The sequence below is a fragment of the Allocoleopsis franciscana PCC 7113 genome (assembly GCF_000317515.1).
Taxonomy (GTDB): Bacteria; Cyanobacteriota; Cyanobacteriia; order Cyanobacteriales; family Coleofasciculaceae; genus Allocoleopsis; species Allocoleopsis franciscana.
Genome location: NC_019738.1, coordinates 6,219,158 through 6,240,036, shown reverse-complemented (window position 1 = coordinate 6,240,036; position 20,879 = coordinate 6,219,158). Strand labels below are relative to the sequence as shown.

General features: G+C 48.1%; 16 protein-coding genes. 11 read left to right on the top strand and 5 right to left on the bottom strand.

Annotated elements, in window-relative coordinates; genetic code table 11:
- Positions 1 to 177 precede the first annotated feature (177 nt).
- Positions 178 to 1,254 carry a magnesium-protoporphyrin IX monomethyl ester (oxidative) cyclase gene (acsF, locus tag MIC7113_RS25575; protein WP_015185103.1) on the top strand — a complete coding sequence of 359 codons (1,077 nt, stop codon included), beginning with the start codon at positions 178 to 180 and terminating at the stop codon, positions 1,252 to 1,254.
- 339 nt (positions 1,255 to 1,593) lie between these two features.
- Positions 1,594 to 2,316, top strand: coding sequence for a hypothetical protein (locus MIC7113_RS38315; protein WP_315889692.1), 723 nt, complete (start codon positions 1,594 to 1,596; stop codon positions 2,314 to 2,316).
- Positions 2,317 to 2,384: 68 nt separating this feature from the next.
- Here the strand turns inward: MIC7113_RS38315 and MIC7113_RS25565 are convergent, their stop codons facing one another.
- The gene (locus MIC7113_RS25565) at positions 2,385 to 2,756 is read right to left on the bottom strand and encodes a GNAT family N-acetyltransferase (protein WP_015185101.1); all 372 of its coding nucleotides are present in this window, start codon (positions 2,754 to 2,756) and stop codon (positions 2,385 to 2,387) included.
- Positions 2,757 to 3,171: 415 nt separating this feature from the next.
- Here MIC7113_RS25565 and MIC7113_RS33840 point away from each other — a divergent pair, with 415 nt between their 5' ends.
- The 4 genes from MIC7113_RS33840 (at position 3,172) to MIC7113_RS25545 (ending at position 6,065) form a co-directional block, all read left to right on the top strand.
- Positions 3,172 to 4,404 (top strand): hypothetical protein, encoded by a 1,233-nt coding sequence (locus tag MIC7113_RS33840; protein ID WP_015185100.1) that lies wholly within the window; start codon positions 3,172 to 3,174, stop codon positions 4,402 to 4,404.
- An 18-nt stretch (positions 4,405 to 4,422) separates the two neighbouring features.
- On the top strand, positions 4,423 to 4,860 hold the full coding sequence (locus MIC7113_RS25555) for a hypothetical protein (RefSeq protein WP_015185099.1): 438 nt from the start codon (positions 4,423 to 4,425) through the stop codon (positions 4,858 to 4,860).
- A gap of 54 nt (positions 4,861 to 4,914) precedes the next feature.
- Entirely contained in the window at positions 4,915 to 5,562 is a 648-nt protein-coding gene (locus MIC7113_RS25550; RefSeq protein WP_015185098.1) for a hypothetical protein, read from the top strand.
- A 134-nt stretch (positions 5,563 to 5,696) separates the two neighbouring features.
- A complete protein-coding gene (locus tag MIC7113_RS25545) occupies positions 5,697 to 6,065 on the top strand; it encodes a cyclic nucleotide-binding domain-containing protein (RefSeq protein ID WP_015185097.1) in 369 nt (122 codons plus the stop codon).
- A 33-nt stretch (positions 6,066 to 6,098) separates the two neighbouring features.
- Here the strand turns inward: MIC7113_RS25545 and MIC7113_RS38310 are convergent, their stop codons facing one another.
- Together MIC7113_RS38310 and MIC7113_RS25535 are read right to left on the bottom strand one after the other, a co-directional pair.
- Positions 6,099 to 8,060, bottom strand: coding sequence for a glycosyltransferase family 39 protein (locus MIC7113_RS38310; RefSeq protein WP_015185096.1), 1,962 nt, complete (start codon positions 8,058 to 8,060; stop codon positions 6,099 to 6,101).
- 8 nt (positions 8,061 to 8,068) lie between these two features.
- Positions 8,069 to 9,358 carry a glycosyltransferase gene (locus MIC7113_RS25535; RefSeq protein WP_015185095.1) on the bottom strand — a complete coding sequence of 430 codons (1,290 nt, stop codon included), beginning with the start codon at positions 9,356 to 9,358 and terminating at the stop codon, positions 8,069 to 8,071.
- 749 nt (positions 9,359 to 10,107) lie between these two features.
- Between MIC7113_RS25535 and MIC7113_RS25530 the strand changes: the two genes are divergently transcribed.
- Positions 10,108 to 10,809: a TVP38/TMEM64 family protein gene (locus MIC7113_RS25530; RefSeq protein WP_015185094.1), complete on the top strand. Its 702-nt coding sequence runs from the start codon at positions 10,108 to 10,110 to the stop codon at positions 10,807 to 10,809.
- Positions 10,810 to 11,083: 274 nt separating this feature from the next.
- Here the strand turns inward: MIC7113_RS25530 and MIC7113_RS25525 are convergent, their stop codons facing one another.
- Positions 11,084 to 11,410, bottom strand: a complete 327-nt coding sequence (locus MIC7113_RS25525) for a hypothetical protein (protein WP_015185093.1) — start codon at positions 11,408 to 11,410, stop codon at positions 11,084 to 11,086.
- Positions 11,411 to 12,174: 764 nt separating this feature from the next.
- On the opposite strand from MIC7113_RS25525, the gene cofH reads away from it, so the two are divergent.
- Positions 12,175 to 13,341, top strand: coding sequence for a 7,8-didemethyl-8-hydroxy-5-deazariboflavin synthase subunit CofH (gene cofH / locus MIC7113_RS25520; RefSeq protein WP_015185092.1), 1,167 nt, complete (start codon positions 12,175 to 12,177; stop codon positions 13,339 to 13,341).
- 12 nt (positions 13,342 to 13,353) lie between these two features.
- Here cofH and MIC7113_RS25515 read toward each other — a convergent pair whose 3' ends face one another.
- Positions 13,354 to 15,996 carry a CHAT domain-containing protein gene (locus MIC7113_RS25515; RefSeq protein WP_015185091.1) on the bottom strand — a complete coding sequence of 881 codons (2,643 nt, stop codon included), beginning with the start codon at positions 15,994 to 15,996 and terminating at the stop codon, positions 13,354 to 13,356.
- A gap of 212 nt (positions 15,997 to 16,208) precedes the next feature.
- Between MIC7113_RS25515 and MIC7113_RS25510 the strand changes: the two genes are divergently transcribed.
- The 3 genes from MIC7113_RS25510 to MIC7113_RS33835 all read left to right on the top strand — a co-directional run bounded on the left by MIC7113_RS25510 (position 16,209) and on the right by MIC7113_RS33835 (position 20,861).
- Positions 16,209 to 18,248: a DUF3352 domain-containing protein gene (locus tag MIC7113_RS25510; protein WP_015185090.1), complete on the top strand. Its 2,040-nt coding sequence runs from the start codon at positions 16,209 to 16,211 to the stop codon at positions 18,246 to 18,248.
- Between the two features lie 195 nt (positions 18,249 to 18,443).
- Complete coding sequence (gene ccsB, locus MIC7113_RS25505; RefSeq protein ID WP_015185088.1) at positions 18,444 to 19,526, top strand: c-type cytochrome biogenesis protein CcsB; 1,083 nt, start codon at positions 18,444 to 18,446, stop codon at positions 19,524 to 19,526.
- A 117-nt stretch (positions 19,527 to 19,643) separates the two neighbouring features.
- Positions 19,644 to 20,861, top strand: coding sequence for a KGK domain-containing protein (locus MIC7113_RS33835; protein WP_015185087.1), 1,218 nt, complete (start codon positions 19,644 to 19,646; stop codon positions 20,859 to 20,861).
- Positions 20,862 to 20,879: the final 18 nt, after the last annotated feature.

Below are 20,879 nucleotides of genomic sequence, written 5' to 3'. Positions count from 1 at the left end.
GCAAAAGGTAACAAAAGTTGAAAAAACGTTGTAACTCTTAACCTAATCAGCGTTTTTCACTAACCCAGACCTTGGTAGACTCTAAAAGCAGTTCCGTATAGGCGTGCATCAAAACACGTACATATCGCCACCCCCCTCGATACAAAATCATAAGCAAACAAAACAGCAGCTTTTGAAATGGTAGATTCTCTTAAAAAACCAGGCTTTGAAGAAATACGACCAGGGGTGAAAGTCCCGGCGAAGGAAACCCTGCTGACGCCCCGGTTCTACACCACCGACTTTGAAGAAATGGCGCGGATGGATCTCTCGCCCAATGAGGACGAGCTTTTAGCCATCCTCGAAGAGTTCCGAGTGGATTACAATCGTCACCATTTTGTTCGGGATGCCGAGTTTGAGCAGTCTTGGGAGCATATTGATGGGGAAACGCGCCAATTATTCGTCGAGTTTTTAGAGCGCTCATGTACGGCAGAGTTTTCCGGTTTCTTACTCTACAAAGAACTGGGACGCCGTTTAAAAGACAAAAATCCCCTTTTGGCAGAGTGCTTTACCCTGATGTCTCGTGATGAGGCACGTCATGCAGGGTTCCTCAACAAAGCGATGTCCGATTTCAACCTGTCGCTGGATTTGGGATTCCTCACCAAGAATCACAAGTACACCTTCTTTAAGCCCAAGTTTATTTTCTACGCCACTTACCTCTCGGAGAAGATTGGTTACTGGCGCTACATCACCATTTACCGTCACCTGGAGAAACACCCCGAAGATCGGATTTATCCCATTTTCCGATTCTTTGAAAACTGGTGTCAGGATGAGAACCGTCATGGCGATTTCTTTGACGCCATTATGAAGGCTCAGCCTCAGTTTCTCAATGATTGGAAGGCGAAGCTGTGGAGTCGGTTCTTCTTGTTGTCGGTGTTCGCGACGATGTATCTCAACGACATCCAGCGGGCTGATTTCTATGCCAGTTTAGGCTTAGATGCCCGTGAGTATGACAAGTATGTGATTGAGAAGACGAACGAAACAGCCGCACGAGTGTTTCCAGTGATTCTGGATGTGGATAAGGCAGAGTTTTACGATCGCTTAGAAATCTGCGTCAAGAATAATGAGAAACTCGGTGCGATCACATCTTCCAACACGCCTAAATTCTTACAATTCTTCCAAAAACTGCCCCTCTATGTGTCTAATGGTTGGCAGTTCCTGCGGTTATACCTAATGAAGCCCATTGAGACGGCTTCTCTACAAGGGGTTGCCCGCTAATAAAGTTTGCTCCGCTAACTTGTGATTTCGGCGGTTCTGCATGTGCTAGAACCGCTTTTTTTATGCACATGCCTTGATGCGAAAGGAGATGGGATGAGATTGAGATGGATATGGTGCTTGTTAGGTATGGGTTTGTTTTTGACAGATGCACCGGTTTGGGGGGAAACAACCTCCTCAATTGTTGTTGATTCCCCTAATTTCCCTCTTACCCTCCCATCCTCCCTTACCCCCCCAACCCCCGTGAGTAAGGGGGAAGTGCAAGAAGAAACTTTTGTTGTTGATTCCCCTGCTTCCCGCCTTACCCCCGTGAGTAAGGAGGGAGTGCAAGAAGAAACTTTTATGCCTGGGAAAAGCCAATTTCCACCTCTTATTTCCCCCTTACCAAGGGAGGCTAGGGGGGTAGTCCAAGAACTGAGTCAAACACAGACAACCCCTCAGTTAGAAACAACGCCTCAACCGGCCGCACAGGAATTAGATTTAAAACCGGAAATTATTGAAAATAGTCCCGTTTTGCAGCGCTGGCTGAAAAAAGTGCCAAATGTTTTGCAAGAGATTCGCCATGAACCCAGTTTTCGCACTCGCGTTCGGTTAGGTTACTCCCAATTTCCCTCGACGGGACAGGCGGGGGGGTTTAATGTGGGTGTGGAAGATGTGTTTATTGGTCGCACTGGCTTAACAGTGAGTGGAGATTATCAACGCTCATTTAATGGGGAACGTGAGTCCTTCGGCACCGATTTGCGTTACTATGTATTTCCCTTGGGGAGTTATGTGAATGTTGCGCCACAGGTGGGTTATCGAAATCTTACGACAGGGAATTTTTCAACCGATGGCGTCAATGTTGGGGCAAGGTTAATGTTAGCGTTATCTCGCACAGGGGCGGCAGATGTATCATTAACTCAGAGTTTTGTCTCACCCGGTAGTCGAGATGAAGTGGGGATGACGACGCTTTCCTTTGGTTATGCGGTTACCCAAAATTTGCGCTTATCTACCGATATTCAGAAGCAAAATTCGCGGGAAGATAAAGATAGTCGGGTGGGGATTGTTTTGGAGTGGATGCCCTAAAAATTCCTGATATTACCGTCTTGGGTTTATATTATTATCTAGGGGTACGAAAATAAGGTAACCCTTTCTCAACGAGACCATAATGTTTGGAAGTGTCTGCAAAGGGGAGATGCCTCTCGCACCATATTTTCACCCCCCAAATAAATAAACCCATACTTTTCGTACCACGCTCTCAACTTATCAAGTCCTAAGGGACTAGAGGCATCAAGTTCTAAGTGAATGGGCTTATCATTAAACTTATCGCAAATGGTTTGCAGCATAAGCGAACCATATCCCTTTCCTCGATCATCTGGCATCACAGTAATAAAGTGGAGAAAGTAAAATTCTGACGTTGTCGAAATTAAGGCAATACCAATCAAAATGTCACCGAGGGAAAACTCATAGCGAACTTCTCCAGGAATGCCGTTCGTTGGCTCAAAAGCTTCAATTGATACTTTCATAATGGAACTATTCCTGAACCCAATCCATTCAAAGTAGTCTTTGGACGAATTCAATAGATAATCAGTAACGAGAGACACAAGAAGAAGTTAACCGCATCAAGTGATGTAGTCCCTCTATATCAATTTTCCACTACCTAGCCCATGAGGTGCAAGAGTAAGGTTAGGTGAAAGACGTTTCCCTGGTTACGTCTGGCATCGACACCTCTAAAATCGCTACGGCGAACACCACAAAGCGCGGCGAATTTACACAAGCAACTCAATTGTGAGGCTTCTGTGAAGCTGAGGAAGCCATAGGAACTATTCAATCCGGATCTGCGCCTGTAAGTTTGTATCAGTGAGTAAGGCAAAAGCCGAAACCTGATTTGGAAAAAGCTACTTCGCGCACGAAGTGGTGTGAGTTCTGCGAGAGGAATTTATGCGCTTTCCTACCGTTGCTTTCTGTACTTTAACTGTTCTCTTAGCGGGTGGACTAACAGCCCAAGCAAGTGACAGTATAACATCCGAAGAGTCTGCCCCGAAATCCGTAATTTCTGAGGCAACTAGTGAAACTTCTAGTATTACTTCCAAGGAAACGGAAGCCACTGCCAAACTCGATCAAGGGCAAGCTGTCCCCATTACTCTACAGTCAGAGGTTCAAGCCCTTAAATCGGATCACAACCTCACCAATTTATCAACTCCCGATGTCTACCCGTCTGGAATTGATAACACCCTAAACGCCAAATCTTCCCTTGTAGCCCAAAGGGAGAACGGTACCGTTATCTCCAATGCGGAGGCACTTCGTCCGGATGCAAAGGTTGCCCAGCCATCCACGACAAACAGCCGCCAGTTGGTTGCCGAGGCTAAACCCGAAGCCGGGGCTAATTGCATCGCAATGGCTAATACTAACGGCACTCAGATTGCCCAAGGAGCAGTCCGTCGCTGTCCTCGCCCCGTCGCTGTGCCTAAACTGATAGTGCCAGAAATAGAAGAAGAATCTGGCGCATCACCAGCCCTGAGTATCTATATCCCTGTGGGATATGGTGCTGACAAAAACACCGTATTTCTCGGCGGTACCTATCAACCCACCGTGCGAGACACCACCGAAGATGATGAAGGTTCTGTCGGTACTGGGGGTATTGGCGTTGGCTTAGGCGATGCGGATAAAGCCGTTGGTGTCGAGCTATCTTATACCTTTGAAACCACCAATGACTCCTTTGGTGAAGGTGGCTTTAATGCCAAACTGCATCGTCGGTTAGGGCAAGATCTATCGGTTGCAGTTGGTGGAAATGGATTAGTCAATATCGGTCGCAACGACTTTGAACAGTCGAAATATGGGGTAATTACCAAGGTTTTCCGCACCCAAGATTCTCTGAATAAACCCTTCAGCCGCGTTGCCTTCACTGTGGGTGTAGGAGATGGACAGTACCGCTCCAACGGTGCGGTGAAAGCCGGTGACAATAACGCTAACGTGTTTGGGAATATGGCTGTCCGGGTTGCCCGACCGGTGAGTTTTATTGCGGAGTGGACGGGGACAGACCTAGGATTAGGTGTTTCCATCGCCCCCTTCAGAAACATTCCCTTTGTCATTACCCCAGCCGTGCGCGACCTTGTGGGGGCCGGTGACGCACCACGATTTGTCTTAGGCGCTGGAACCGCATTTCGGTTTTAAGGAAGAGGAGTACATCAGATGAATGCCATGAAATCGATCGCTTGGGTTGTCAGTCTATCCGTTGTCGCGGGAGGGCTAATGGTTCCTTCTGTACAAGCCCAAAAAGTTCCCAGTAGCTTTGGTAGCTTTTCCGACATATCGGGAACCAACATTTGGAACAACATACCACCCATGCTGGGTTCAGATGGCAAGTTCGACCCAAATTTACTAGAGAACATTTCACGGGTGAATCGGGAATCGGAAGCCGCCTTTGAGGCTTGCAATGTCGCCCTCGCCCAAATCGAACAAAGCGCCCCGACGACTCGCCGCTTTTCCCGACGCCCTTCTACTGAAACCGCCGAAGTTCCCGTTGCTTGTCGGCAGCTAGAACAATTACGAGCTGAAGCGGAAAGCTTGAGAACCACCGTAGAACAAGCTCAACGCAGTGTCTCTCGTTCGGACTTCGCCAGTTGGTAATTTCCGCAATCGATTAAACAGCAATTCTGTAAGTTGAGGAGAAGTAACAAGACCATGAGACAGATCAAGCGTAAGCGCACGGCTGGGCTTGGACTATTAATTGGAGCTATGGCATCAGGACTGTTTGGTTCTTTTGCAGCACCCGTCCAAGCTCAGGACTCTTTTGGGAATCAGGTGATCCAGTTTCCTGTCGATACCACCGTTGAATTTGAATTCAAAGAGTCCCACGGAGCCTATCAATCAAGCATCGGTATCGTTGATCTCGACACGCGTCAACCGGTGAAAGTCCTTTTTAGTGAAACCAAACCATACGATCAGTTTGGGACAGGACAGTCTCAGACTCGTTCTCCGGGTCAGAACAACATTGGCACATCTCTAGATTTTGTAGGGACAGTTCAAGGCGGAACCGTACAAAATCAGCTCAATGAGTTCACGTTTCAAGCCAACAAACGCTATGCGTTTTACCTAGAATCTGTAAGTCCTACAGGTCAAACCAGACGCACTGTATTGTCTTCTAGTAGCCTAGCAGCGGTGTTTGATGGCAGCTTAAACTCTGGCGATCGCGGCGGCATTGTTGGCAGCCGTATTGCCTGGGATGATGATGGGTTACCCCAAGCCCCCGGCAAAGACGATGACTTCGATGACTTTGTGATTGAGGCGGGGGGATATTTAATTGAGGTTGGGTGTCCACCCGTTAGCTAAGACTTGAACATAGTCTTAACTAATCACTTAAAAGACGGTTTGTGCCAGTCACAAACCGTCTTTTTATATGGAAACTTAATCAGATTATCCCCGCCTTGGTACAGTTGAAGCGTTAATCTCTGTGCTACAAATTGATGTTAGAACCCGCAAAAACAGTCAGTCTCCTGCAAAAACAAGCCGCCCCTAAAACGTTCTCCACCGAACAAGTGATCTTTAAGGAAGGTGATTCGGGTGATTTTATGTACGGCATCTTAGCAGGAGAAGTTGACCTATTAGTCAACGACAAGGTAGTGGAAACGATCACCATCGGTGAAGTGTTTGGGGCAGGGGCGTTAGTAGGAGTAGGAGCCAGAACCTATACCGCGATCGCTAAAACAGACTGTCAACTGGCGTTTCTGGATCGGGAGCGGTTTCTCTTCGCTGTGCAAGAAACTCCCATGTTTGCGCTCAAGGTGATGAAAATCTATTCGGAACGGCTGAATCGCTTAACTCATACGCTGTGAACAACAACACCATCTTGTTTTTCTTCCCCTCGCTTAAAGGTTCTGGGCAGATTGAGAATCTTCAGCCAGACAGTGATACAGTCGCGTCGTATAGCCATTGACTGAACTCTGGTATTGCGTCATATCCTCGGCAAAACAGTTGGGGGGTTCTGGGACGAGTGGCGCTTTGAAATTCACCAGCCATAAATCGAAGGGACGGGGGAGTTGTGCGATCGCTTTTCCCAGCGTTTTAGAGGCACGACAGCCTGTCTCTTCTCCCTCTGCTGTCCCTTGGGGGTTGGCGCTTTCCTCGACTAGCACACATTGTTCTTGTGCTTGATGTGCCAGAAGAAACTGTGGCTTAAGGCGAGAATTCTGAACATCGATAGCACGTTTAAACTCCCAAGCCAGCCCCATCATTTCACCCGTTTGCACGAGGGTATTGTGGGTTGTAGCCAAGAGAATGGGTGCTGAAGATGCTTTTTGAATCACAGGCACCAACAGGTCAGGACGGTAGTATTTTTGATAACCCAAATTGCTGATGACGGTGATGCCACTGAAAAAACTCATCAACCAAATCAGTGCAACAGCGAGTTTCCCAGTGCTTCTCCAAGGGACTGGAGAGTGGGGGGATAGGGAGAATGTCTCTGACTGTGTGAGAGTGAAACTTTTCCACTCTTGTTTTCCTGATAAGTCCTGATGTTCCCATTCCCCTTCTAAAAGGTGAGATTTAGGATTGTCCCTTTTAAATGCAGAGGATTTCCCTTTTTTCGGCGTATTCCAACTCATGGCAAGTGCGGCTCCCAACAGGACGATGACGCCAGGGAAGTAAACAAAGTTATATCGTGCCCCTCGTGTCAGATCCGTACCTAGGCCATAGGTAATCCCGAAAAATAGCGCGATCGCACCTAAAACAAAGCCCGCTAAAATCCCCGTTGTCCAGCGAGTCTGCGGCAGTTCTAATTGGGCTTTAAGTCCCCGATAAAGAATGGGCACAGCCCAGATGAAAAATATCAGCATCGCCAGTCCAGAGGTAATTACCACTACCAGTCTTGGCGACTCTACAGGCAGTAGCGCTAGCATCGTAATCCAAGCCGCCAGCGACTGAAAGATGGGGTTGAGCAAGCTTAACAGGCTGCGCTCATCGCTCATAATCCATTGAGTCATCTGAGAGTCGTAACTCATCCGCCATACGGGTACCCAAACTAAACAGCCCACCAATGTACCAGCCGCGACGGCGTAAATCCGCCACCAAAGGGAATGGGGAATGGGAAATCGTTTTCCCCCTATTGGAGCCAAGGGACTGCCCAGAATCCAAAATCCGACGAGAGCGATCGCTTCGGCAAAAAGGGTTAGGCTAAAAAAGTAGTGGGTGGCGATGCCTAAGGCATTCACCACCACCCAGCACAGAACTACCCCTATGGGTAGAGGTGTCCGACGTTGGAGATGTTGTATTGCAATCACGAGGCAACATAACGAGGCAATCACCCAGAGAATCCCTAAGGCATAATGACGAGCTTCTTGAGTGAGAAAGACGCCATAGGGTGAAACCGCCATCATGGCGGCGGCTAGTTGAGCCACCAACCGTGAGCGAAAGGCCAACCAGCCCAAGCCATAAACCGCTGGAATGGATACCACACCCAAAAGGGCAGGAAGCGATCGCGCCGCCCACAGAGAAACATACCCGTCTGAGCTTGGGAACAACTGCATCCACCAGTGAGCCAGCACAAAATAGAGGGGAGGATGGTGATCTTCTGTTATTAAGCGATGAATGACCTGCGACGCCCCCACCGATGGGTTGGGTTGTAGGGGCTGCAAGAGAGTCGCCAGAGGTATGGCTTGGTCGAGGGGTACTGGTTGAAAACTATTGCCCAAGCTAAATACGAGAGTGGCAAACTCATCAGTCCAAGGGGGCTTTCCCGTGAGCGCAAGAAAGCGTAAGCCTGCACCAATGGCAATCCACACCAACAACAGCAGTGGGTGGAACCAGCGCGACGAAAGGAAAGTTTTCAACAAAAGTTACCTCAATTGACATCGGTGACACGCCAACTGAGCTTTAGATTGAGCCAAAAGTTCCAAAGCGTAACAGCGGCGATCGCAATTAGATTGGCTACATATCGATTGATCCCAAAAACATTAAACAAGAAATTTAACAGCAAAACATTAATAATCAATCCGGAAAGGCAAATCAAATTAAACTTCAATAGCCGTTCCAATCGCTGACGCAATCCAGGCTGACGACGGGAAATATCAGCAAACGTCCAAAAATCATTCCACAAAAAATTGTTGATAATCGCAAATTCTGAGGCGATGATTTTACTACGGGTCAGCGGCAAACCTAGGGTCGTGGGGTCACTGAGCAGATAAAGAATTGCCATATCCACAAACACCCCACTGAAGCCGACTAGACCGAAGCGGAAAAACCGTGCAATCGGCCCCAGAGAAAGTCGCAAGCGGACGAGGTGGCGCAGATAATCCACATATTGTTTTGCTGTTACCTTACTCTCACCCGCTTGACGTTCTTGGAAGACATAACCCACTTCCCCAATCCAGGGCACGTTCCCTCTGGCAATCACCTCAATCAGAATTTTGTAGCCCAGTGGACTGAGGGTGCGATCGGCAATGCAACTGCGGCGTACCATAAAGTAGCCACTCATGGGATCAGAGACACGACCGATTACCTCTGGAAGAATAATTAACCCCAACGTTTGGGCACCACGCGATAAAAATCGCCGGATCGGACTCCAATCACTGACGCCTCCGCCGTCCACATTGCGACTAGCAACCGCTAAATCACCTCCCCGCGCAATTTCTCCCCATAGCTTCAATAACAACTCCGGAGGATGCTGGAGGTCGGCATCAATCACGCCCAAAACCTCTCCTCGTGCCGCCTGCCAACCCCGAATAACGGCAGTAGACAGCCCTCGCTCCTCAATTCGGCGCATGACTCGGAGTTGTGGATACTCTGGCATCAGCGCTGTCGCGATTTCCCAGGTGAGATCCGGGCTATTGTCATCCACGATAATTAGTTCGTAAGCCCCTGGAATGACGTTATCTAACAACTGGCTCAGGCGCTGAACGAGGAGCTGAATATTGTTACTCTCGTTATAGGTTGGAATCACCATCGACAAAAGAATCGGGCTATTCCCCAAACCTATAGGAATGATTGACCTATTGTCTATGGCATAACTCCGCTTTACCCTGAGCGGTGACTCCAGAGAATCATCGCCTTCTGATGAGGTAAATGCAGAAGCAGGAATTTGCAACGAGCCTGAGGGCACGGGTAGAAGGGAGTGAAGTTGGTTGGTACTCATTCAGCACATCTCAAGGGTTACACGCAGGGGTTTGAGGCTTCTGGACATGACAAGTACAGAACGATTGCCGATAGTACTGTCCCTTGCGGGGCGATCGCAGCAATCGAGAAAGTCTTTCCTTGTTCAGAGTAAAGGCTCATCTGGGTTTATGGTGCCATGAACCTAAAATTTTTTTCTAACCCCACCGAGTTTGATCTTCTGACGCTCAAAAAAACAGACTCTATTTTGCCGTTAGGCTACAGTAAAATACCTCTCTCCTGACACTCAAGACCCAAAATCCTTGACAACGAGTTCCCTAGAAACACCCGAACTTCTACTCTTGGTTCAGCATGGCAGAAATAAGCTGCTATGCAGCTTAGCAAGCTTTTTGCTGATTTAGTCTAGCTCTCATCACCGCTCCTATTCCCTCACTCTTCTCAGAGGTGGTAAAACCTTCTTTCCCAAGGCATTAACCGTTTCGGTTCTATGATTAGCATTAGCAGTCAATAGGTTATGCTCTCAAAGAGAGCGGCTTATACACTGATGAGATTCCAAGCCCTGATACCCAATCCGCCTAACTAGACCAGCTCGGCAAAAGTTTCTGACCACCTCTGTGCAAGCAGGAGAGCGGGGGAGCGGGGCCGGAGCTCATACGAGGACAGGGGAGATTTTAGCTGGTCAGTTATTTCTGCCATGCTGCACTAGATCAAAATCGTGACTAACAAAACTCTGATTTTTGAAGGTGTCGAGACTGTAAGAGGAGTGTTGTTTTGAACGTCAAAAGCGGTATTTTCCTGCTCATCGTCTTCTGCATTCTGGTAACAGGATTAGCAGTATATTTTCTAGGGGGTATTGACCCCCAACAACTTCAGGTATGGCTGAATCAGGCAGGGATTTGGGCACCTATTATCTATATTGCTCTCTATATAGTGGCAACCCTATTGATATTGCCTTCAACGCCTCTAAATCTTACAGGTGGCGCAATTTTTGGTCTTTGGCTAGGTACACTTTGGACTACTATTGCGGCAATCATTGCGGCAGTGGTGTCGTTTGCCTTTACCCGCACGGTGGGAAGAGAAACAATTGCTCGATCTCGAAGGTTAGCCGGACCCTGGCAAGCGATGGATGCTGAAATGCGTCAGGGTGGATTATTTTATATGTTTGCCATTCGGCTATTGCCGATGATTCCCTATGGTTTGGTGAATTTTGCGGCGGGTTTGACCTCAATTCGTTTCCGAGACTACTTCCTCGGTACAGTGATGGGCACAGTTCCAGGTGTGTTGCCTTTCGTGATGATCGGAAGTTCCGGCTTACAAGCAAGGAAAACTGGTGATTATTTGCCGTTAATGGGAGCATTGGCGTTAACAGGGCTTCTGGTGGGCGGAGCTCATTGGTATCGACGCCGCCGCCAGTCACCTCAACAGGCTCTTCGAGAAACGGAGGAGCAAACAGAGCGAGAAGATATTCAGTAAGATAACTCTAAAATGAAGAAAATATATCTAAAAAATATACCGTTATAAATAATTCAATTTTTTGCTAATTTATTTTTTTGGCTCTAATATACTCCGAGGGTAGGCTATACCTACCCTACCAAGCAAACATTACGTAAGTACTCTATTGAAACGCTTCTAGCCGTATGCAGGTTTAAGTAGCTAGAAGCTTGAACTATCCCTATATCCAAGCTAGTGAAAAGCTTCCTTGCATCCATAAGGAATTAATTTTTGTATCCCGATGAAGGAAGGCTATCTAATCAAGGTTGAAGTGTTTGTCTTGAATTCCTAAGTGGTTGAGTAGCTCACTCAATTCACGGTTGCTGAGCTGGTATAAATGTTCGTGGGTCAATTTATAAACAGTGCCGCGAATCAAACATTGAAGCGCAATCGCTTCACCTCCTTGGCGCTGGATCATTCCTTCGCTAGCTTCATAAACTTTGAACGTTAGAAAACTAGTCGGTCCGTACTGAAGAGAGATGGTTGTGCTTGAAAGGCTCCCTAACTGCTGGTAAATATTGTCTGACATCTCAAAAGAATACTGGGATTTGGACTGGCTTAAGGGGGCGACTGTTCTTTGCATTGTTCTGTTTTCTGTATTCTGTAGCACTCATTACATATATTATGGTTTCATTCAGGTTGATTCCGCCTACGCCAAGCCGCGTAAGTTCTCTCAGTATATATGCGTATTTCCGTAAATATACGTAGCTCTCTTATTTTGACTGGAAAAGGGTTAAACCCATTTAAATCACTTTTATATATCGATGATATCACGCCTTTTTTGTGACTTCGATCAGAGAATATTCGCAAGTAGTGATTTGGTGTGAGCGAAGCCTCGCGCTGAAGAGTTAATTTCACAGCCTAGAAACTATACACAGAAATAATTGTGCCATTAATTTCCCTGAAAAGTATAAAAATACTCATCTTTTTTTGGCGATAACTCAAGTTATGAAAATCTTTTCATTAATACATTTATCTAGTAAATAAAGAGTGTTGAGGTACATATTATCTCTATGTATTTTGTCCTATCAGTCGATTTTGAATTTTATATTTTAGCGAATCGAATTAGCCTCATTGCTGAACCTAGAGGTTTAAAATAAGCGGAAATATTGTTGTGTTCCACGGTTTCAGTGAGTTGGAGCAACAGTTACAGACTTGAGAGCTATGAAGTTAGCTGTCCAAGTCAGAATGACTATTTTTTGTCAAAATTAAAATGAGTGATACCATTTGGGTTGAGCGCTGTGATATTCAAAGCTCTGAAACGACCTACTGGTAAAGCTTTTAAAATCCAAAATCCCAAATATAAAAGGATATAAAAGGACATGACCTGGTTTTTCCGGATGTGCCGTGATTACTAAAACCGTTGATACTATTCTGAACCGTGCCTCTTCCGGTGGAGACTTATCGCCAGAAGATGGCGTTTTACTCCTCAAGCAAACCGAACCACAAGCGATCGCAGCCATTCGCCAGACAGCCGACCAACTACGTCAGCGGCAAGTCGGGGATACTGTAACCTACGTGATCAATCGCAACATCAACTTCACCAATATCTGCGAACAGCACTGTAGCTTCTGTGCCTTCCGCCGTGATGCAGGTGAAGACGGTGCGTATTGGCTCAATTGGGGGCAAATCCAGGAAAAAACAAGGGACGCCGTGCAGCGGGGTGCTACGGAAATATGTATGCAGGGAGGACTGAACCCAGAGGCAAAAATTAACGGTGCCTTTTTGCCCCATTACCAGCAGTTGGTTAAAGCTATTAAGGAGGTAGAACCTCACCTGCACTTACACGCCTTTTCTCCCCAAGAAGTACAGTTTATCGCCGATCATGACGGAATTAGCTATGCCGAAGTCATTACCGCACTGCAAGAAGCGGGTGTTGGTTCTATGCCGGGAACGGCAGCAGAGATTTTAGATGATAACGTCCGGCGGATTCTGTGCCCAGAGAAGACGAATACAGCCACCTGGCTAGAGATTGTGGGAACGGCACATCGCTTAGGAATGCCAACCACCAGCACGATGCTTTCAGGACACATTGAAACACCTGAACAGCAGATGGGGCATTTGGAGAAATTGCGATCGCTCCAACAAATCGCTCGCGATCGGGGCTATCTCAGTAATATCACTGAATTTATCCTGCTGCCCTTCGTGGGTCAAGAAGCCCCCAAACCCCTCCGTCGCCGGGTTGGACGAAATCAGCCAGTGTTAGAAGATGCTCTGCTGTTAACAGCCGTTGCTCGGATTTTCCTGGGTAATTGGATTGGCAATCATCAACCCAGTTGGGTGAAATTGGGTTTGGATGGGGCGACAGAAGCCCTCGAATGGGGCTGTAATGACATTGGCGGCACCTTGATGGAAGAGCATATCACCACAATGGCGGGGGCTAAGGGAGGCACCTGCATGGAGGTGGAAACGTTGCAGCAGGCGATTAGTTCTTTAGGGCGTCCTTACCAGCAACGAGATACACTCTATCGATATCTGGCGACGCCTCAAGTTGGGGTTCGAGAATTCCTTTGAACGTAGGAAATGTCAATCGGATTCTCCAATAAGGGTAAATGCTGCCCAGTTCTTTGGGTTGGGGTGATTTTTCATCGTCGTCAGCATGGCCTGTCGCAAGGCTTGGGCTTTGTCGGGGTTATGGAGCAGGTTTTGATAAAATTCTCTCATCAACTCCGCTGTAGGCGCGTCTGGCACTGACCAAAGCGATACTAGAACACTGGGGACACCCGCTGAGATTAAGGAGCGAGATAAACCAATCACGCCATCCCCTGTAATTTTGCCTCTACCTGTATCGCAGGCACTCAGGACAACTAAATCGGCATTGAGTTTCATGTCGAGGATTTCTTCCGCCGTGAGTAAGCCGTTAACCGTCCCTATGTCTTCTTTATAGGATAAATCAGGGGCAAGCGCGATCGCACTTCCGATTCCTCGCTCATCATCTAATATTCCATGCGTGGCAAGATGGATAATTTGGGCTTTGGGCATGAGTTGAGCAATGGTTGATTTGGTGGCATCTTTGCCGATGATGGCTTTGGTGTTTAAAAGAGGGGCAATTGCCAGCGCTTCCTCTTGTGCGCCGGGTAAAGGGGCTAACGGTTGCGGCTTTTCTCCGGGTGCTGGCGGTATGCTGGGCATGATCGGATTTCCGACAACGAGGGCATCCCCTGTCAACCCCCCCTTACCAAAAGGGGGTAGATTTTCGCGTTGCTTACGAGTGAGTTCGAGTACCTGAATGGATGGGGCGGTGAGGATGGTATGTTTTTCAATTAGGTATTTGCCGTCTTTACCTTGCAATGCTGGGAAGGGAACCAGGAATAGGGACTCTTGCGGGATGAAGACAACATGGGCATTTGGATCGGTGGGTAAAAGGTCGGCAATCGGTTCAATCAGCAGTTGATGGAGTTGCTGAAAACGTTTGGTTTGGTCTGCTTCATCCAGTCTGGCAATTGCGCCTAAGCCACGCCCTCTAACGCCGATAGATTCACGGGCTACAGTAACGAGGTTTGCTAGTGTTGCATTTTGTTGCTGCCACAGGGGTTTTAGGTCAGATGAACGAAAGGTCACTTCACCTGTGGGTTTGATGACCCAAATATAGAGTTCTGATTCTTTGGTTTGTTGTTTACCTTGAACTTTGAACTCATCGTAAATAATCGAATACTGAACAAAGGTAGAATTTTGAGCTTTGGCAATTTGTTTAATTTGGTCAATATTGGGCGGAGTACTGGGGGACTGCTCTGTTGGGTTAGTAGATAATTGCCTTGCCACTAACTCTACTAAAGCTCTGGCTCTACCCCTTTCAGCAATTTCTAGAGCCGCATCAGTTTTATTTTGAGCAATTAGAACCTCTTGCAGTTGGCGGTAGGTTCTAGCTTGCTGTTCAAAAATTGAGACTTTATTTGCATCGTTCCCGTCTAATGAAGCTCGCAGAGATTCCCAAATCTTAATTCCATCGCTTAGGGTTTTCTCTGCGGCTGCCAGATTGCCAGATTTGCGGAGAGCATAACCTAGATTGCTCAAAACAGTCCCTTCGCTTTGGTGGTCTTTAACTTCTCGTACAATCGCCAAGCTCTGCTGCTGGTAATCAATCGCTTTAGCATAGTTTCCTAGGGAAAGGTAAGTCAGCCCTAAAGTACCCAGAGCCAGCCCCTCGCCGTTGCGGTCTTTAATATCCTTTGCGATCGCCAAGCTCTGCTGAGTGTAATCAATCGCTTTGGGGTAGTCACCTAGACCGAGGTAAGCTACTGCTAGATTGTCCAATGCAACACCCTCTGCTTGACGCGCAAGCCAAAGGCTGAGCTGGATAGAGCCAGTTGATCTCATCAGTTCTATTCGCTTATCTAAGTCAGTTTCCTCCATCTGATAGTCTCCACGTTCGCGGGCGATTGCCAAGCTCTGCTGATATTCCCTGATTTCTCGTGCGATCACCAAGCACTGCTGATAGTACTCAAGCGCTTTGGGGTAGTCACCTAGACGAAGGTAAACCACCCCCAGGTTATTCAAAGCAGTCCCCTCTGCTTGACGATATTTGCGTTTTCGGACAAGCACTAAATTCTGCTGGTAGTACTCAAGCGCTTTGGGGTAGTCACCTAAACGAAGATAAACTACCCCCAGATTGTTCAAAGCATCCTCCTCTAAATCCATCTCCAGCTGTTTCACAAGATACCCCTCTGACGAACGGTCTTTGCGTTCTTGGACAATCGCCAAAATCTGCTGATAGTACTCAATGGCTTTGGAATAATGCCCCATTGCACTGTAAGACAGTCCCAAACCCTTCAAAGAGTTTGCCTCCACCTGGTGAACACTAAGTTCGCGAGCGATTGCCAATACCTGCTGGAAGCATTCAATAGCTTTGGGATAGTTCCTCAGCTCATAGTAATTCATTCCCAGGTTGCCCCAGGCAGCGCCCTCACCTTGGCGGTCTTTGATTTCTCGGTACAGATCTAATGCTCGTTGCCAAGACTGGAGAGAGGCCTCAAACTGCTTGGTTATGTACTGCTCCTCACCTTGCTTTCCCAGTCGGTCTGCTTCCGATTTCCGAGCATCTGGGGTTTGAGCCAACACCTGAAAATTGTGGATTTTAGATTTGGGATTTTGGATGAATTGAAAATTGTCAACCGCCAGGGTAGCAAGGAGGGAGAGAAAGGCAATAAGTCCAATTCTTTGGGTTCGCATATCCGCCTTTTGGAGCTAGCAGGTCAATAAGATTATATTTCTGACCCTTGAGAGCTTAGACAAAGACTTGATAGCTGTTTAATTGAAACGGAACATTTTGCATGATCTAGTCCCCAGTCTCGACACCCTAGCTCCTTCGTTTGAATTCCGCAAACATTTAGTGCTATCCACTGGTAAATTGGCAATGGCACTGCCTATTAAAGCTCTCATTCATGCTGAAGAAACATAAACAGTTGCTGCTGCTAGGATTGGGTGCGGCAGTCTTACTCATCGGCGGTGGTGTAACCGCTTACTGGCTGCTCGTGCAGCGAAAACCGGTTCTGGGAGATGCCCCACTCGGTTCCCAGTTGATTCCCCAAGACGCCCTGCTCACAGCGTCAATTTCTACGGATGCAGCGCCCTGGCAGCAGTTGCAGCTCTATGGCACACCGGAAACGAAAGCGGCTCTGAACCAACAGCTCACCCAACTGCAAAATAATCTTATAACAGCCAATGGCTATAACTATGAGCGAGATATCCAACCGGGGTTGAGCAAAACCGTCATGATTGCCTATCTGGAGTCTAGGGCACCCATGCCGGGAGCTTCTCCAGGGAAAGCACCTCTCTTCGGCAGGTCATTGCTTCCTGATCTGATTGTATTGCCGATGCAAAGCCCCACTCAGGCTCAGCAACTATTGGAAAAAGCCAAGTCTCAGAAAGCCACGCAGTTTTTTGAACGAACTTACAAAGGCATTCCGATTAGAGAAACTCACAAAAGCAATGCCCAGAATTATTCCATCGCTTTGCTGGGGCGTTTCTTGGTCGTTACGAATAATCCTAAAATCACGGAACGGGTCATTGATACCTCTAAAGGGGGTTCCTCTGTAGCTGCGACGCCAGGGTATTTGGAGGCATTGCCGAAAGTTAATAGCACTAAACCCTTTGCCCAATTGTATTTGAATATGCCTGTGTTCTCAGCCGTACTCGCGGCGAATTCAGGGCGTAACCTCTCTCCGGAAAAAATGGCAGAGGCTCAACAAATACAGGGGGTGGCGACGACGGTAACTTTAGAATCCCAGGGGATGCGTTTTCAGGGGATTTCTTGGCTGAAACCCAATAGCACTCAAAAGTACAATGTTGAGAATACAACCCCACGTTTACCCAGACGCTTGCCAGCCGATACGCTGTTAATGCTGGCTGGGGGTAATTTAAGACAATTATGGGAGGATTTCGCCCAAGGGACGGAGTCGAATCCGCTTTTGCCGATTACACCCGAAAATTTGAATACGGCTTTCAAGGGATTTTTAGGCTTAGATTTTGAGAACGATCTACTCCCTTGGATGGGAGATGAGTTTTCTCTGGCTCTGATTCCGGCCTCTCCAGAAAGTTTGACCCTTCCCGAAAATCAAGCCTCTCCGCCACTAGGAGCCGGTGTGGTGTTGATGTTGGAAGCACGCGATCGCGCCCGTGCTGAAGCCACCCTTAAGCAACTCGACCAAGTAATGGCAACTCGCTATGGATTTCAGGTGGAACCCACAAAGCTGGGAAATCAACCTGTGGTTAGTTGGCTCTCACCCTACGGGGGAGTGAGTGCGACTCATGGCTGGTTAGAGGGCAGCATCGTCTTCTTAACCCTAGGGGCACCAATTGCCGATTCTATCCTGCCTGAACCCCAAGTGCCCCTGATTCAAACTCCGCTATTTCAGCAAGCTGTACCAACCCAGCCGAATCCCAATAATGGTCAGTTTTTTTTGGATGTGGATCGCACCATCAACAGCAGTAATCTGAACCTGCAAAAAATCCTACCTCCGGAGCGAAAACTGTTGGCGAAGGCCATTCGTGCGATCGGGTTCACGGGGGCGATTCGTGACAAACAAAGTACCCGCTTTGACCTATTTGTGCAGCTAAAAACGGCTATAATCCCCAGCCCCACTCCTATTCCTGAGAACCCTTCTCAGATTCCAGGTACTCCAGCCGCCCCTCAGACTCGCCCCAGCCGCCCATCTGTGCCACAGATATCCCCTGCCCCTTCCATCAGTCCTTCTGTGCAGCTAAAAACGGCTATAATCCCCAGCCCCACTCCTATTCCTGAGAACCCTTCTCAGATTCCAGGTACTCCAGCCGCCCCTCAGACTCGCCCCAGCCGCCCATCTGTGCCACAGATATCCCCTGCCCCTTCCATCAGTCCTTCTGTATCGCCAACAGCTCAGACGCCTTCAATTAGCCCTTCTTTGCCGCCAACCCCTGAGGCATCTCCCAGCCAATCGCCTTGACCCCTCCCATGCTCACGCTTAGCTTCGGCTCCACTCCCCCGCTCCCCAGCGCCCCAGCGCCCCCGCTCCCCCGCTCCCCTGCTCCCCAACGCCCCAGCTCCCCCACTTCTCTTTCTTGAGGGTGAAAGGAACCGATAGGATAGTAGTGACGTGGCAATCATTGAATTTTCATAAACTGAGTAGAGAGAACACCTTATGGATCTGGTTGAACTCCAGAACAAATTAGATAATACGTCCTTCCTCGTCCTGTTCGTGACGATGTTGATGTATTGGATCGGCGCAGCGTTTCCGACAATTCCCTATCTATCCGTGTTATCAACAACCGGGATGGCGATCGCTAACCTCTGCATCGCCACTTTACTCGGTGCCAGATGGCTAGAGGCTGGTTACTTTCCTTTGAGCAATCTCTATGAATCTCTGTTTTTCCTGACTTGGGGAATTACCACGATTCATCTGATTGCCGAAAACATGAGTCGCAGCCGATTGGTAGGCGTTGTTACAGCACCGGTGGCGATGGGTATCACGGCATTTGCCGCCCTAACACTGCCCTCAGAAATGCAGCACTCAGAGCCACTGGTTCCGGCTCTAAAATCCAATTGGTTGATGATGCATGTCAGCGTGATGATGCTGAGTTATGCCGCACTGATGGTGGGTTCACTGTTGGCGATCGCCTTTTTGGTTGTGACTCGTGGTGAAAACGTCGAGCTTCGAGGCAGTTCTGTGGGTACGGGTGGCTATCGCACCAAGAATGAGCAAGCGGCTCGTCCCTCTTACCGACTGCAACGTAATGGTGAAAACCCACAGCCCCAAACCCCAGTCATCGCCAATCATTCTCCAACCTTAGACAGTTGGCAAGCCGACAAGGGTGCCGTGAATACAGCGGTTCTCGATGTAGCGACCCCATCAGCCTCATCGGTTGCAGAAATATCGACGGTTGCCACTCTCTCCCCTGTACGCCTCAGCCTTGCCGATACTCTCGACAATATCAGCTATCGCGTCATTGGATTGGGCTTTCCCTTACTCACCATCGGGATTATTGCTGGGGCGGTATGGGCAAATGAGGCTTGGGGTTCTTATTGGAGTTGGGACCCTAAGGAAACCTGGGCATTAATTACCTGGTTAGTGTTTGCGGCCTATCTTCATGCTCGGATTACCCGTGGATGGCAAGGACGGCGACCGGCCATTTTAGCGGCAACAGGATTTATAGTAGTCTGGATTTGCTATCTTGGTGTGAATCTGCTGGGTAAAGGATTACATTCCTATGGCTGGTTTTTCTAGGCGTTCAGCGTTCTTTGGGGCGGCTCCTAAGCAGATTGCGCCTAAAGATGCCAGCGGTTAACCCTTGCCTGACTACTACTTAAGAAAAAACTACAAAGTTAATCGGGGAAAAACGGCGTGGATAAGCGGTTTGAGCCACTGGCTACGGGTGAAGTTTTGTCGGTCGATGAATCTGTTCAAATTCTGATCGGACATCGTACCTTCCGAGTGGGTGAATTGTCCGAAGCGATTAAGACGCAGCTAGAATACGGAATCCAGGGATGGACTCAGGATAAGGATGGCTGGTTTAGTGAAGAGGGTATTCCCTGCGAAGTCTTGCGTTTTACGGCGAATGGCTGGCAAAAAGGTAAGGTAAGAATCAACCTGGAATTTTGCCCTCTTGACTCACAGGAGGAGAATAAACAGGCAATCGCTAGCTTTGATGATGATTCTGCTGTAAAAGAGTCGCCTGCTAGCGTGTCGGATGCGCTAGCAGGCGACGAATCACCCATCGGCTTGGGGGATGAGTTCGATCTAGAAGCTTCATCCGCTAGCGCAGCAGAGCTGGATCTGCAAGACTCTTTCATGACAGAGCCGGAGGAATTGGCTCTAGAAACACCAGTAGCTAGTGAGGAAGAACTGGAGCAAGAAGAGCCGACTGCCATCTATGTCGAGATAGAACAAGAAGTCTCAACAACCGTCTCCTATGGCGAATTCGATATGGCTGACCAGATACAGTCAAGCCTAGATGATGAATTCGACATGACGGATCAAATGTCTCTCAGTCTGGACGATGAATTCGGTATCGCTGACCCAATGTCTCCCAGCCTGGACGATGAATTCGACATGACGGATCAGATATCTCCCAGCCTGGGCGATGAATTCGACATGACGGATCAGATGTCTCCAAGTCTGGATGATGAATTCGGTATGGCTGATCCGATGTCTCCAAGTCTGGATGATGAATTCGGTATAGCTGATCCGATGTCTCCCAGCCTGGATGATGAATTCGGTATGGCTGATCCGATGCAATCAAACCTAGACGACGAATTTGATCAAATTTCCGAAAGTATTGAACAAGAATTAGAACTTGTAGAATCACCGCAAGCGAATTCTGATGAGTTCCTAGATTTCGGCGAAATGTCTACAGACAGCGATGATGATTTAGATTTCGGCGAAATGTCTCTAGACAGCGATGATGATTTAGATTTCGGCGAAGCCTCTACAAGTGGCGGAGGCGAGTTCCAATTTGAAGAGATTTCCTTGATCAACAGTGAAGATGACGAGGGCACTGACTCGCTACTCGATGATGTTTGGCAAGACATAAACCAGCCGAGTTGGCAAAACAATCAGTAAAAGCATGACGTATGAGTA

Bases quoted from the DNA above. Each gene is read 5' to 3' on its own strand.
- acsF (WP_015185103.1), top strand. From the start codon at position 178: ATGGTAGATTCTCTTAAAAAACCAGGCTTTGAAGAAATACGACCAGGG.
- MIC7113_RS38315 (WP_315889692.1), top strand. From the start codon at position 1,594: ATGCCTGGGAAAAGCCAATTTCCACCTCTTATTTCCCCCTTACCAAGG.
- MIC7113_RS25565 (WP_015185101.1), bottom strand. From the start codon at position 2,756: ATGAAAGTATCAATTGAAGCTTTTGAGCCAACGAACGGCATTCCTGGA.
- MIC7113_RS33840 (WP_015185100.1), top strand. From the start codon at position 3,172: ATGCGCTTTCCTACCGTTGCTTTCTGTACTTTAACTGTTCTCTTAGCG.
- MIC7113_RS25555 (WP_015185099.1), top strand. From the start codon at position 4,423: ATGAATGCCATGAAATCGATCGCTTGGGTTGTCAGTCTATCCGTTGTC.
- MIC7113_RS25550 (WP_015185098.1), top strand. From the start codon at position 4,915: ATGAGACAGATCAAGCGTAAGCGCACGGCTGGGCTTGGACTATTAATT.
- MIC7113_RS25545 (WP_015185097.1), top strand. From the start codon at position 5,697: ATGTTAGAACCCGCAAAAACAGTCAGTCTCCTGCAAAAACAAGCCGCC.
- MIC7113_RS25535 (WP_015185095.1), bottom strand. From the start codon at position 9,358: ATGAGTACCAACCAACTTCACTCCCTTCTACCCGTGCCCTCAGGCTCG.
- MIC7113_RS25525 (WP_015185093.1), bottom strand. From the start codon at position 11,410: ATGCAAAGAACAGTCGCCCCCTTAAGCCAGTCCAAATCCCAGTATTCT.
- MIC7113_RS25515 (WP_015185091.1), bottom strand. From the start codon at position 15,996: ATGCGAACCCAAAGAATTGGACTTATTGCCTTTCTCTCCCTCCTTGCT.
- MIC7113_RS25510 (WP_015185090.1), top strand. From the start codon at position 16,209: ATGCTGAAGAAACATAAACAGTTGCTGCTGCTAGGATTGGGTGCGGCA.
- ccsB (WP_015185088.1), top strand. From the start codon at position 18,444: ATGGATCTGGTTGAACTCCAGAACAAATTAGATAATACGTCCTTCCTC.